This is a genomic window from Herpetosiphon gulosus (assembly GCF_039545135.1).
GTDB lineage: Bacteria > Chloroflexota > Chloroflexia > Chloroflexales > Herpetosiphonaceae > Herpetosiphon > Herpetosiphon gulosus.
The window spans coordinates 1-14,013 of the sequence record NZ_BAABRU010000054.1 but is presented as its reverse complement, the minus strand read 5'-3'; the positions used below and the strand labels follow the sequence as shown (position 1 = coordinate 14,013).

Below are 14,013 nucleotides of genomic sequence, written 5' to 3'. Positions count from 1 at the left end.
TTCGAATACATCGAAATTTTTTATAATCGCCAACGGCTACATTCGAGCTTAGCCTACCAAACGCCCGCGATGATTGAAGCGGCGTGGAGCGGATAAGATAATTATCCATTAAATCGTGACCACATCACTATTGCTGACTCGATCTGCTCAGCGAACCGAAATCTTGTCTATTGCATAAAATTAATGGTTATTATATGATATCCATAATTCAGAGTAACCTTGCTATTCATATATGAATATACAATCATGTCACATCGATGATATTCCTCATATCGAGGCATTTATCATGCAGATGTTCCCCGCTGTTCGTCACGCGTTTCCAACCTTAACTGATCAACAATTTCTCTCGACCATGATTGCATGGCGTAACGCGCATCGCGATCCATGTAGGGGCATTTTTTTGGCCTGTGATAAAGGACGGATTGTCGGATCGATCTTTGCTTCTACCGCCGACGATATGTCGCCAGGGTGGTTCGCTACTTGGCGCGTAACTCGTGCTTTAGGTTTAACGCATGGCTTAAAATTATGGGCTATTTTAGTTAAAAGTTCGTCATACCAGATTGAGCGCCACGAAGTATATTTGAGTGGAATTGCCGTTTTGCCGGACTATCGACGCGATGGTATTGCGCATCAACTGATTGAAACAGCCATTAATTATAGTCACCAACGGGAGAAACATGTTATAACCTGTCTCATTTTATCAACCAATGTACCATCACGTTCTTTGGTCACAACCATGGGCTTTAAGCTGAGGAATTCGATCCGTTCAATCCTGTTGCGATTACGCCCTCATAAACCACGGCTTTTGCTCTATGAGAAACGTATTCATCCCCTTGGATAAAGGCATCGCAGTGTATGCAACAAGTACTAAAGAACTTAATTTCACTCATCATTGGTTTTTTCGGCATCAGGATTATTAGTTTTGCCGCAACGCTATACATGACGAATACCCTTGGACCAAATCATTTTGGTATTTTATCGTCGGGTATTAACCTTTCGATTATTCTCAGTATCGCGTTTAACATGGGCTTAGACGAATATATTATTCGTGAATCGGCAAAACACGACCAATCGATTAGCCAACAGTTAAGTACTATCTTTGCGCTCAAGCTCATCTTCATTCCTATTGGAATGCTTGTGCTCTTGGTGATCATTTTCTATGACCCCAGTTATTGGTGGTTGATTGTCTGGATGGGATTGTATAGTAATCTGCACTCGTTTCTAACCGTCTTATGGGCATATATGCGTGGCATAGAACACATGAAGGCACAAACCCTCAACTCCTTGTTGCAGATCATCTTAATTGCGATTGGTACCAGTATTGCAACATGGATCACCAAGGATATTTTTTGGATTGCACCAATCTATGCTGGAGCAACCGGTGTGGCCTTATTCTTTTGTCTCGTCGATATGAAAAAAATTAAAATAGATATTCATATTGATTTTAATTTTCACTTGATTAAAAAAACGTTACTCACCGCCTTACCGTTTGGGATAAACTATATCCTCCTTCTCTTCTTTGATCGCATCATAATTATTGCAATTACGGTCTTTGTTGGTTCAGTAGGTGTAGGTTTATTTACATCGGTCTATAATTTAACCTTAATTACAACATCTATTCCTGCTATCTTGATTACTGCATCAATCCCATTGCTTGTTCGTTCCATTCATGAACAGCGTAGTGATATCACGGTGATTGCCAGCAATCTACTCCGATATTCGATGATTCTAGGATTTTTAGCAGCGAGCAGTATTTATCTCCTAACGCCTTTAATTATTCAGATCTTTTCAGATCAATATGCTGCTGCTGCTACTATTCTACGAATTTTAGCATGGAGTCTACCCCCATTATTTTTAACAACGGTCGTGGTTAATATTCTTGAAACAATGGGGTATGCCCGCCGTTCAGCTATGCTTGTCGGTACGTGTTTTTTAATAAGTATGCCAGTGATTATGTTAGTTACGTGGCAGTATCATTTGATCGGAGCAACATGGATTTACATTGCAGTTCATAGCTTCCTCGCGAGCGTTCTCTACTATGAATTACAAAAACACCTTACCATCCTCAACCCATGGTCACTCTTTCTTCCACCAGGTATTGCGAGTAGCATGATCATTATCCTCACCCTCATCTTTCCTTCCGATCATATCCTACTGATTTCTTGCTTTGGGTTAATCTCATTTATTGGGATTTTGTTCGCTGGAGGTACACTAGGAAAAGCAGATTTGATTGTAATGCACAATTTGTTCTATCGAAAGAACACCTCTACTGTATAGCATTCACTCTTCTTCCTAGCAAAATCTCTCATCAAAAAGCATTCCTCACGCTACGACATTATTAACTGAAGCTTTTTTGCGTTCTACCTTTATTCCTACTATGAGGGTCTTTTTGTGTTTGTGACGGACGCATTATTACGCAAATCGCTGGTTATTTGCCAATCGCTAGGACGGAAAGGGATTCCTGTTACCGCAGGAAGTACTACCCGATTTTCGCCAACATTTCTCTCAAAATATTGTCACGAATCAGTCTTGTATCCACATCCACGTAATAATCCTGAAAAATTTGTTGATTTTTTATTAGATTATTTGCATAAAAAGAAGCATGATGTTTTATTTCCAACCGATGATATCACCTTACAACTATGTGCACGTTATCGTGATGATTTTGAAAAAGTCACCCATGTGCCAATTCCAGGCCAAGAACAAGTCATGTATGGTTTGGATAAAGCCAAGATTGTGAAGATCCTTCGGAAATTAAATATTCCACATCCCCAAACATCCTTACCTCGCACGCTTGAACAAGCGCAACTGGCTGCTGTACGGCTGGGCGGCGATGTCATTATTAAACCTCGGACAAGCTCTGCTGGTCGAGGCATTGCCTATGTCAAGCAAGCACATGATGTCGCCCAACAATGGTATGCGATTCATCAAACGTATCCGTATCCAATGATTCAACAACGGGTTCCAAGTGGAACTAAATTTGATGTCTGCGTGATTATGGATAAGCGTGGTGAGGCAATCTGTTCATTTGTCCAAAAGGAAATTCGCCATTTTCCTGTGGTTGATGGGTTGAGCACCGTTCAAGAGAGTGTGTGGCTTCCAGAATTGGTGGAACAAACGGTCGCGCTCCTACGAGAAATAGGTTGGTATGGTTTGGCCGAAGTCGAATACATGCAAAATTCCGAAACGGGCGAACTCATGTTTATGGAAATTAATCCCCGTTTTTGGGCTTCGGTGCAATTAGCCATTAGTTCTGGGATCGATTTTCCCGCTATTTTATATCAGGTTGCGCGGGATCAGCCAGTGCCGCAGCAACATCACTATACAGTCGGGCTACGCTGTCGTTGGTTGTTTCCCGGCGATCTTCTCCACTATCTCACCAATCCTAAACGCCATGAGATTGAGCCGCCGTTTTTTCAATTTCGCGATCCCAATACGGTCTACGATGGGATCAGTCGCGATGATTGGCGTGCAACCTTAGGCGTTTTCGTCTCATTTGGTCATTATGTATTTGATCCTGATTTGTGGCAGATGATTTTTCGCAGACGCAAGCAGCACACTGCATCAACCCCACCGTTGCTTTTCGAGAGCAGTGTGAGCGATACCTATGACCTATGGGATGAGTTGGGTGAACCCAATCACGCACCAAAAACTCCAATCATCTAAACCATTCGAACAGGAGACGTTTAATCATGGTAGCCCAAATGAAGCGCCAAGGACTGGGAATCATTCAGGCACTCTCCCAAGAGCGGCTTGATCCGGAACAGGTTTATGCCCTCCAAACCAACAAAGTGCGGTCGATGATCACGCATGCGTGGCAATCTAGTCCGTTTTATCAGGCGAAAATGCGGACAGCTGGCATTACCCCAGCCGATATTCGCACGATGGATGACCTGCGCCATTTTCCAATCACCACTAAACAAGAACTGCGGACAACGCCCAGTGATCAGTTGCTCGCAACTGGCTATACCACTACAAATACCATTCATGAACCAACCTCTGGTTCATCGGGCAAGGTATTTCATGTGTATCACAGCAAGGCTGCATTCGATACCTATTTTGCCAATGCCTTTCGACATCTTTGGTCGATTGGCTATCGGCCTTGGCATCGCGTAGCCTATACCGCTTTTGATCCATTGATAACACTCCCATGGGAGCGCTTTGGGCTTGGTGTACGCGAACAGATTAATTTGCGCGAACCTGATGCGCAGAGCTTCCTCAAACGCTTACTGGACATCAACCCACAGCTCATCACGGCCTACCCATCAATTCTTTTGATGATTATTCGGGTTGCCAGCGACGCTCAGTTGCGCCAAATTCGCCCGCGAGCGGTGCATTTGCATTCGGAATTATTAACTGAAGGGATTCGCGACATTATTCGTTTAGCGTTTGATTGCGATTGTTTTGATGATTATTCAACCTGCGAATTCCATCATGTAACCCATGAGTGCCGATATCATCAGTACCATATTGCCGCCGATAATGTGGTTGTTGAAGTGTTAAATGATGGTCAACCTGCTAGCGTAGGCCAGAATGGCGAGATTGTCATTACCGGATTAACCAATTACGCCCAACCCATCATTCGATATGCCATTGGTGATGTTGGCGCACTTGGCACGACTGAACGCTGTGCATGTGGCTCTGGCTTTCCCACCATGGCCTTAATTCAAGGCCGCGTTGACGATTTCGTGGTCTTACCAAGTGGGCGACGCATCAGCCCACGGATCGTTAATCCCGCCTTTGAGCATCTTCCTGGCATGCTTGAACACGTTTTAGTTCAAGAAACGCTCGATACCATTAAAGTCTATGTCAATATTATGCCAGGGTACGCTGAATCAACCATGCCCATGATTCGCCAGAACTTGCACGATCTTTTCCGCGAGCCAGTTGAGCTTCATATTATTCCAACGACGACGTTTGAGCGCGGACGAACGGGTAAATTGCGCTGCGTGATCTCCAAAGTGCATCAAGCCAGTTCACATATTGATATTGTCCGTTCGACCCCTCCTGTCCTAACCGAGGCACTGTGATGAACTATCGCATTGTCTATTCCATTGATCAGCTTGATCAGTCTGCGTGGGATCAGATCACAACTGATGAATTGGCTATGGGTTCGGCGTGGCAACGGTTAATGGAGCATGGCTGGCGGAATCAAGCGCCATGCTATGTGCTTTTTGAGGATGCCGCTGGCCTTGCTGCCGTTATGGTTGCTAGTACCGAGAATACGTTTGGGCGACAGGGTTGGCGCGAGCATGTGCTGCGGCGATTAACGATCGTGGTGAGTGCGCCCTATGCATCAAATCACTGTGGCATTAGCATGCGCAGCGATATTCGACTCGAACAGCTCATGCCATCTATCCAACGCGCTTTAGCCGAACTCTGTTGGAAAAAACGACGCGTTCTGTATGCCATCAGCAGTGTTTGGGAACATGATGTGCCCCTCTGGCAACATGCAGGTTTTTCTATCTCCAAACAGCCTGATTATTCGCTGCTGCATTTGCCCTTTTCCAGCGATGATGCCTACCTCAAAAGTCTTGCCAGCAAAGATCGGGCTGAAATTCGACGGATTCGCCGGAAGGCGGTCGAGTTTGGGGTGATCTGTTCAATCGGCAGCTTCGAAGCATCAGAGCTAGCTACCATATACGAATTGATCTGCCAAGTCTATGCTCGTTATGGCACAACCCGCGAAACGATGCCCTTTGGTGCAGATATGCTCCAACATTTGCACCGTGAATATGGTGATGACTTTATCTTATTTCGTGGCTATGTTAATGGCACCCTTGAAGGTGTTTTTCTCACTATTCGTTCTGGGTCGAGCTTAGCATGGCCCATTGCAGGCCTCAATTATGCCGTCAGCCGTTCAACCTATCTCTATTTCATCTTGATGGATGAGATGATTCGTTGGGCCATTGGTCAAGGAATTCGCGTCATTTCAGGTGGCTTGACCAATGAGCGGGAAAAACGCGGCCATGGCTTTCATGTCGTTGAGCGCTGGTTCTGTTTTCGGGCCTACCCGAACTGGGTCAACCGCATCTTTACGAAGGGTTTACCGTTGATTCAACGGGTAATTGGCGGAGTTGATATGCCTCCCCCAAAAGATCCGGTTGTTAGCCATTCAGAATCAGCTGCAAATTCATTACCTTAATTAATTCGATTGTTACTCGTGAGGAGCATATAGATGTACGTTCTTGGGCTTAGTCGGCATCATGATTCTTCTGCCGCACTCTTGAAAGATGGCCAAATTATTGCGTTTGTCGAAGAAGAGCGGTTCAATCGCAAGAAACATTATGGTGGATTTCCTGCCCTTGCGGCACAGTATTGTCTTGATGCCGCTGGTATTACGCTGGGCGATGTAGACCATGTGGCCTACTTTTGGCAGCGCTGGGATGAATTGCGCTATGCTGCTAAACATTTTGTCCGCTACTTTCCGGGTACATTAGCGGCGCTCCGTGGAGCCTCGGGAATGGCGAACAAGGGCTTGCTTTCAACGATCACATCCGATGGTGTTCAACGCCACCACGATGATTATGATGTTGGGGGGGCGGTGCTGCTTCACCTAAAACGAACCTTTACCTTGAGACAAACACTTTCTGAGGCATTAACGTATCAAGGGCCGACAAAATTTAAAATACACCTAGTTGATCATCATCTAGCGCATGCGGCCAGTACTTATTACATTTCACCCTTTGAAAATGCAGCAATTTTAAGTGTTGATGGCTTAGGGAGCGATGGCACCTCTACCTTTTTAGGAATTGGTCACCAAAATACCATTCAAGAAATTCGCCGGGTAAAATTTCCCCATTCATTAGGGGCATTTTATTCCATGGTTACTGGGTATTTAGGCTTTTATCCAACCAAGGATGAAGGCAAGGTTATGGGATTGGCTCCCTATGGCACTGCAAAATATGTTGATGCATTTCGCAAGATGATTCAATTCGGGCCTGACGGAACCTATGAACTCGATTTAAGCTGGTTTGAGCACCATCTTACGGGTCGGCATACCGTTTCAAAGAAATTTATTGAAACGTTCGGCCCGCCCCGCCCTAAAACCAAAGATCCTGTACCACAACATTATGCCGACATTGCCTATGCCTTACAAGTGACCTTGGAAGAAGTTGGGTTGCACATTGCTCGTTGGCTGCACCAAGAAACTGGTTTATCGCGGTTATGCGTTGCAGGTGGGGTCGCATTAAACAGTGTGATGAATGGGCGGATTCTGCTGGAAACGCCGTTCACGGAGTTTTTTGCTCAGCCAGCAGCCTCAGATGATGGTACGGCGTTAGGTGCTGCGTTATATGTGAGCAATCAAATATTAAATCAACCGCGACCAACGGGCAATTATATCTACTTGGGACCATCGTTTAGCCCAAGTGAGATCGAGGCCGCGCTGCAGCGTCATGGAGTACGCTATACCCAACCCCATGATATTGCCCACCATACAGCTCAAAAACTTACCGAAGGCTTGATTATTGGTTGGTTCCAAGGGCGGATGGAATGTGGCCCACGTGCCTTGGGAAATCGCACGATTTTGGCTGACCCTCGCAGTCACGATTCAAAACCACGGATTAATGAAAAAATTAAACACCGAGAACCATTTCGGCCTTTTGCCCCATCGGCCTTGGAAGAACGGGCTGGTGATTACTTTGTGAGCGATTATCCCTCGCCGGTTATGCTTTTGGTCTTTGATGTTTTAGAGGATCAACGCGATAAGTTGCCAGCCATTACGCACGTTGATGGTACGGCACGGGTGCAAACGGTCAGCTATGACGATAATCCTGAGTATTGGACGTTGATTAAGCATTTTGAAGCATTGACTGGTGTTGGGATAGTTGTTAATACCTCGTTCAATGATAATGATGAACCTATTGTCTGTACCCCTGATGATGCAATCCGGTGCTTTCTCAAAACCGATCTTGATGGCTTAGCCATTGGGCCATTCTATGTTGAAAAACAAGTACGCGAACAGTATATGCGTGATCCGCACAATATCGGTATTAGCCAATAAAAAGGTATTTATTTGAAGCAGAGCGATCGCGTGTTGCTCTGCTTCGACTGGATGAGGAACAGATGCAACACATATCAACGTCGAAACCAACCTGGCTTGATTGGATTTGGCTTTTACCTGGATTAATCGGCGGCATTATTACCTTATTGGTGATGGTCATTTTACCGCCAGATCGTACCATTGATGGCTTTGGTGAATTTACGTTTAAATTGATACCGTTGGTATCAGCCGTATTAATGATTGCCGTCTTTCCTCAAAAAAGAACGTGGGTTCATTGGTTACTCCTGCTGATCTTTATTGTCTATATGGGATATATTGATTCAGTTTTGGTCTTAGAAGTATTTCGGTTAGGTGAGGCCTTTGCTATTAGCACTGAAGCACAACAGGTGCAGTTTAATTATTTTTATCGATATGCCATATTTATGAATGCATTTACCGTCCTTATGACATTATTTGCCTATCGAGTTGGTGGGGGGAGCGGTGAACGAACATTTAAACTTGGAATTGCTGGAATTTTAATCTTAATTTCCGGGATTAATGATTATACCTTTTGGTTAATGTATGAATGGCCAAGTGGCCGACCTGAATTCTTCTCATGGGCTTCACATGTGATTATCTTTACTGGTGACGCACCAAATGCTATGGGGATGATCGTGTTTATCGCCATCCATCTAATCCTTGTAATTGCCGTTATGCTTGCACCAATTCAACGCTGGACGCAACACGTGATCAATAAACTCACTGTTAAAAAAGCGTAGAGTACGAAGGAGGTCTATGTTGAATTTCCTAACCACCTTGCGACATCTGGCTCGCCAGATCGCCTATGTTGGCTATATATTTTGGCTTGAACGACGTTCAAAACAGGCATTGGATCGTTGGCAGCTCAAGAAACTTCAGCGAATAGTTAATCATGCCTATACGCACGTACCATTCCACCGCCAGAGAATGTTAAATGCTGGATTTCATCCACAACAGCTTCAATCACTAGCCGATCTTGTAAAAATCCCCTCTCTATCAAAAGACGAGCTGCGTCAATCTGATTTCAGCCAATTATTAGCGCACGGTTATCATGATCATAATGCGTTCCAAGAATCTACATCAGGCTCTTCAGGAAATCGGCTCTATTTATATCATGATAATGATGCCTATGATATCTATACGGCAATCAGCTATCGACAATACCATCAAATGGGTTACCGTCCTTGGCATCGCCGTTCTTATTTTCGGTGGATTCCATTTACGCAACCGCTTGTGCTAGAACGACTTGGCTTGCTGCGGCGCTATTTCGTGCCAATCGATGCAGAGGTACAAGAACAATATCAATTGCTGTTAAAAGCACAACCGCACTTAATTTGTGGCTACCCTTCTTCACTACTCCCACTGGTCCGGCGTATTCCAGCAGATGATCTTAAGCGCATTAATGCGAGAATGATCGAGCTTAATTCCGAACATATTACTATTGAAGAACGTCAATTAATCGAACAGGGTTTTGGATGCCCCGTTTACAATGAATATTCATCATTTGAAGCCTACCAAATGGCGTTTGAATGTCGCTATCAACAATTACATAGTGTTAGTGAGAATGTCATTATTGAAATAATGACTAATCAAGGGTTACCTGCAAAAGCAGGTGAACAAGGTGAAATCGTGGTTACCTGTTTAAATAATCAGGCTATGCCATTTATTCGTTATCGCACAAATGATTTAGCAATAGCCTCTGATGATGTATGTCGCTGTGGCCGGGCTCATCCAATTATTAAATCACTCTTAGGTAGACGCGATGATCGCATCGTGCTTAAGAATCAAAAAGAATTGTCACCGTATATGCTGGCCGGTTTACCTATTGAAATTCCCGAAGTTGTTGAGTTTCAAATTCATCAACAAGCGCTTGATAAATTTATCGTATTAATTATCCCTCAGCCTGATATTGATCAAATTGCAGTTGCAGAATTTGTGCGAACGCACTTCTTGGAAGTTTTAGGCGATTCAATGATTGATTTAGAAATACATTTTGTTGAGCGAATTGATCGTGGATCAACGGGTAAGCATCGCAGCATTATTGTAAACCCTGAATTATTACTCATTAATAAATGACAAGGATTCTCTATGGCCGTTGATAGTATTGCATATTGCTTAAATTACCCCTCAGTATATCCTACGGCGATGGCAATTACAAGGAATATCAATGTAGATGATCTCAAAAATTTTTCTACTATCCCGATAGCTTTTAGTATACATATTCATAGAAATATAATATTAACAAGCAATATTTTAACAATTAATGGATTGATTATTGTTAATATCGTTGATAACGATAATGATCTTATTGATAATATTTTCTTGCAATACTGTGCTGAAATATGTATAACATTATGGCTATGGTATGGCTTTCTGCCTATATTCGCGGGATGGCAAATAGATAGTCGTTATTTATATCTTTCGGGCTTCGATTGGCCGATATTTTATCAAAATATCTATCATCGTATCTCTGCGAATATGTATAATGCTATCCAATTAGAGCTTAATCGTTATTTATCAGGAGCTGGCCAAAGCCGTGATCAAGTGTATATGTACCTTCGGTCACAACTTCTTAAGGAGCGTATTGTATGATTCAATTAGATGATGTGGCAAAACTTCAGCGGGTTGAACCATTTCTCTATGTTTTCCAGGGCGTAGGCTCATTTCGAGTTAATTCGTTGGTATTAGAGGATGTTGATGGATTGTATGTGATCGATACCCAGCTTGAAGATCAAAACAACTATCAATTCATTCAGCAAATTCTTGATCAATTCCCAGATAAGCCGATCAAACAATTAATCATTAGTCATTACCATCTAGACCATTATATTGGAGTACCTTTATTGCAGGAGAAATTTGGTAGATTTCCGGTTATTGGGTCAAAGGATTCCGTAATGCATATGAATATGTGTACTCCCGTTATTTGGCCAGCATATCAACGCGAGTCACAAACGCATACTGTTGCGATTAATGATCTTGTGTATCCCACGCAAGAGATTCATTCGCCCTATGTGATTGAGTTCAATCAACGCTCAGTGACCTTATGGCCGATTGGAGCCAATGAATCATGGTCTAGTTTAATTGGTGTATTCCACGATACAAAGACACTTTTTATTTCCGATCTTTTTTTCGAGGGTATCTTTATTGATCCTAAAATAGGCGGTACAATTCTTGGTTGGCAACAAGAGATCAACGCTTTAACGTCAATTGATTTTAAGACGGTTATTGCTGGTCATGGGAATAAATTATATACACGCAATGATATTATGACATTCATCAACGATTTAAATGATTTTATTCAAGAAGCACAAGTATTAATTGCAAATCATTATACACTCCAAGATTTTATGGTATATCACTTCAAAAGTGCATTAGTTATTTTTGATCCAGCATATTCATTGCAGAACATTTATAGCGAACTCAAACAACAAAAACAATGATCCCATCACGGTATCAGACGGATGTATCGTGCGCATGTCGTGTGGCACTGTTTTTTGCTAGACTTCCCAACGATATCCGTGAGGCGCACCGTGGCCATGTGGGTTCGAGGGGAATGGGCAGCCTCGGTAGCGCTCCTTGAGAGTATTCCTGGCCTCGGACCCACCACAATTGCGTGGATCGTCGTTGCGACCATGAACTTCACCGTATGCGCCACGCCCCAAGCCGCCGCCTATGCTGGGTTAGCCCCGTTGGCCCATGAATCGGGCACCAGCGCGCGGGGGCGGGCACGCTTAAGGTCTGGGTGGCCATGCTCAGTTGCGGAAGGCGGTGTATTGGGCGACGTTGAGCGCGGCACGGCACAATCCGCTCATTCGGACGTTCCCATAACCTATCACAGAAATACAGCTCACACTATACTGGGTAACGTTTTTTCGCCTATGCGAGGGTTGTCCATGGTGAAGAAAATCTAGAACACGCGCCGTTCATGGGTGTGAACGGCGCGTGTGTTGTGTTCTTAGCCCGAACGATAGGTTAATGGGTATCAGCGGAACCTTTCGTGCTTAGCCAACGTTGCTCTTGCCATCAACTGATCACCATATTCATGGAGAATTTACGCATGCGTTCGATAATCAGTATCCTGCTGATCACCATCGTGTTAGCTGGGTGTGGGAGCACACCAGCTGCAACCATACAGCCAACCAATGCTCCCACGATCGTTGACGAAGCCGCGTTAATTGGCTCACGCTGGAATGTGTTAACCATTAATGGGAAACCGTTGGTCGGCAGCAAGCCATTACCATTTGTGATTGAGTCCGCCAGTCAGGTCTCAGGCGATGGTGGCTGTAATGGGTATGGTGGCGGCATCACGATCGACGGAACAACCATTCGGATCGGCCCGCTCGTGTCAACCTTGATGGCCTGTGCTGAACCGGGTATTCAAGACCAAGAAACCGCGCTCCATCAACAATTTGAGCAAGTTCGTATCTATCAACACACCGAAACCCATTTAACCTTGCTGGATGCTGAGGGAAGCGTCATTATCACCATGGTGCGTCAACCTGTTCCATAAACGCGCTTGTACATCCAGCCATAGTTTTCGGAGCATTTTTGGACTCGATTTGGAGTAAATTACCAACTTCTCGGAAGGCTTGACGCATAGACTAACTACCATTGTGATACTAACTATTACGAAGGAGAACTCATGCGTCATAGCCTGTTTTGTGCACTTTTATTAATTGGATTGACATTTTTGCCTCAAGCTTCGGCAGCAACTGCGGACGAATTAAGCCAAGCGGTTACTACCCGCCAAATTAGCGGCGGCGAGAATTTCTCGTGTGGTATTTTTGATGGCGCGGCATATTGTTGGGGTAATAATGCTGACGGACGGCTGGGAATTGGGGTTGACTTTAACCGCACATGGTATGTTAAAACGCCTGCACCAGTCGTCGGGCTTGGAAGTAATATGCTGCAAGTTGCCACTGGAAGTCGTGCAGCATGTGGCCTCTTAAGCAATGGAACTGTCAAATGTTGGGGTGATAATAGCTATGGGCAACTTGGCAACGGAACTACCAACGACTCACTTGTGCCTGTGGCTGTGGCTGGCTTGAGCAATGTTAAAAGCCTGGCGGTCGGCACTGCCTATGATCATATGTGTGCCTTGAAACAGTCAGGACAGGTAGTTTGCTGGGGGTTCAACGATCGGGGCCAGTTAGGCAATGGAACAACGAATAATTCAACAACTCCAGTTAATGTCACTGGATTAACCTCTAATGTCGAAACAGTGTTTGTCGGTATCAGTACCAGCTGCGCGATTGTGGCGGGGGCTGCCAAATGTTGGGGCAGTGGTGGCTCTGGCCAGCTTGGCAATGGAAGCTTTAATAGTTCAAGTATTCCAGTTCAAGTAAGTGGTCTAACCAGTGGCGTGACCGACATGGCGCTTGGTGGCACCTCAACCTGCGCGATTGTAGCAGGGGCTGCCAAATGTTGGGGCAGTGGTGGCTCTGGCCAGCTTGGCAATGGAACACTTAACACTTCGCTCTTCCCAATCCAAGTGTATGGGTTAACCGCCAACGTTAAGAATATCATGAGCGGGTATAACCATGTCTGTGCAATTGTTAATACCAGCATCGGTGCACGGGGCAATGAAATGCTGTGCTGGGGTAATAATGATTTCCATCAAGTAGGGTCAACCAATAACTATGAGATGATTCCTTTTACAGTGGCAAACGCCAATAGCTCAACCAAACTTGGCAGTGGACGCAACCATTCATGTACCATTATTATGGCTTCAGTGATACGTTGTTGGGGGCTGAATAGCGATGCACAGCTTGGAATTGGAACACAAGAACCAGAGGTCGCTACGCCTACCAATGTTATTCGACCAATGGCTCAGGTTGTCGAGATGGATTTAGGGGCCGTACATAGGGACTGTCAAGTAGATTGTGTATTTCGCCCCATTACCCCGGAAAGCGTCCGTCAAAGCGAATGGCCAATTGGTTGCGAATCCGTGCCCAGTTTGGCAGCGTGACCCATTTTGCAGTGATATCGCG

At 44.6% G+C, this 14,013-nt stretch carries 13 protein-coding genes; all 13 read left to right on the top strand.

Annotated features, from left to right (window positions below):
* Positions 1 to 232: 232 nt before the first annotated feature.
* The 13 genes from ABEB26_RS26155 to ABEB26_RS26100 all read left to right on the top strand — a co-directional run bounded on the left by ABEB26_RS26155 (position 233) and on the right by ABEB26_RS26100 (position 13,991).
* Entirely contained in the window at positions 233 to 841 is a 609-nt protein-coding gene (locus ABEB26_RS26155; RefSeq protein WP_345725041.1) for a GNAT family N-acetyltransferase, read from the top strand.
* Positions 842 to 855: 14 nt separating this feature from the next.
* Positions 856 to 2,277, top strand: a complete 1,422-nt coding sequence (locus tag ABEB26_RS26150; RefSeq protein ID WP_345725040.1) for an oligosaccharide flippase family protein — start codon at positions 856 to 858, stop codon at positions 2,275 to 2,277.
* Between the two features lie 252 nt (positions 2,278 to 2,529).
* Positions 2,530 to 3,666, top strand: a complete 1,137-nt coding sequence (locus tag ABEB26_RS26145) for a carboxylate--amine ligase (RefSeq protein WP_345725039.1) — start codon at positions 2,530 to 2,532, stop codon at positions 3,664 to 3,666.
* 26 nt (positions 3,667 to 3,692) lie between these two features.
* The gene (locus ABEB26_RS26140) at positions 3,693 to 5,030 is read left to right on the top strand and encodes a phenylacetate--CoA ligase family protein (protein WP_345725038.1); all 1,338 of its coding nucleotides are present in this window, start codon (positions 3,693 to 3,695) and stop codon (positions 5,028 to 5,030) included.
* Entirely contained in the window at positions 5,030 to 6,145 is a 1,116-nt protein-coding gene (locus tag ABEB26_RS26135; RefSeq protein ID WP_345725037.1) for a GNAT family N-acetyltransferase, read from the top strand. Before ABEB26_RS26140 ends, ABEB26_RS26135 begins: the two co-directional genes overlap by 1 nt.
* 33 nt (positions 6,146 to 6,178) lie before the next feature.
* Positions 6,179 to 8,005 carry a carbamoyltransferase family protein gene (locus ABEB26_RS26130; protein ID WP_345725036.1) on the top strand — a complete coding sequence of 609 codons (1,827 nt, stop codon included), beginning with the start codon at positions 6,179 to 6,181 and terminating at the stop codon, positions 8,003 to 8,005.
* Positions 8,006 to 8,067: 62 nt separating this feature from the next.
* Positions 8,068 to 8,763 carry a hypothetical protein gene (locus tag ABEB26_RS26125; RefSeq protein WP_345725035.1) on the top strand — a complete coding sequence of 232 codons (696 nt, stop codon included), beginning with the start codon at positions 8,068 to 8,070 and terminating at the stop codon, positions 8,761 to 8,763.
* A 16-nt stretch (positions 8,764 to 8,779) separates the two neighbouring features.
* Positions 8,780 to 10,099, top strand: a complete 1,320-nt coding sequence (locus ABEB26_RS26120) for a phenylacetate--CoA ligase family protein (protein WP_345725034.1) — start codon at positions 8,780 to 8,782, stop codon at positions 10,097 to 10,099.
* 12 nt (positions 10,100 to 10,111) lie between these two features.
* Complete coding sequence (locus ABEB26_RS26115) at positions 10,112 to 10,615, top strand: hypothetical protein (RefSeq protein ID WP_345725033.1); 504 nt, start codon at positions 10,112 to 10,114, stop codon at positions 10,613 to 10,615.
* Entirely contained in the window at positions 10,612 to 11,463 is an 852-nt protein-coding gene (locus ABEB26_RS26110) for an MBL fold metallo-hydrolase (RefSeq protein WP_345725032.1), read from the top strand. The genes ABEB26_RS26115 and ABEB26_RS26110 overlap by 4 nt, the downstream gene beginning before the upstream one ends.
* Positions 11,464 to 11,484: 21 nt before the next feature.
* A complete protein-coding gene (locus ABEB26_RS27030; protein WP_486348336.1) occupies positions 11,485 to 11,934 on the top strand; it encodes a transposase in 450 nt (149 codons plus the stop codon).
* A 146-nt stretch (positions 11,935 to 12,080) separates the two neighbouring features.
* Positions 12,081 to 12,533 (top strand): META domain-containing protein, encoded by a 453-nt coding sequence (locus ABEB26_RS26105; protein WP_345725031.1) that lies wholly within the window; start codon positions 12,081 to 12,083, stop codon positions 12,531 to 12,533.
* A 132-nt stretch (positions 12,534 to 12,665) separates the two neighbouring features.
* Positions 12,666 to 13,991: an RCC1 domain-containing protein gene (locus ABEB26_RS26100; RefSeq protein WP_345725030.1), complete on the top strand. Its 1,326-nt coding sequence runs from the start codon at positions 12,666 to 12,668 to the stop codon at positions 13,989 to 13,991.
* Positions 13,992 to 14,013 lie beyond the last annotated feature (22 nt).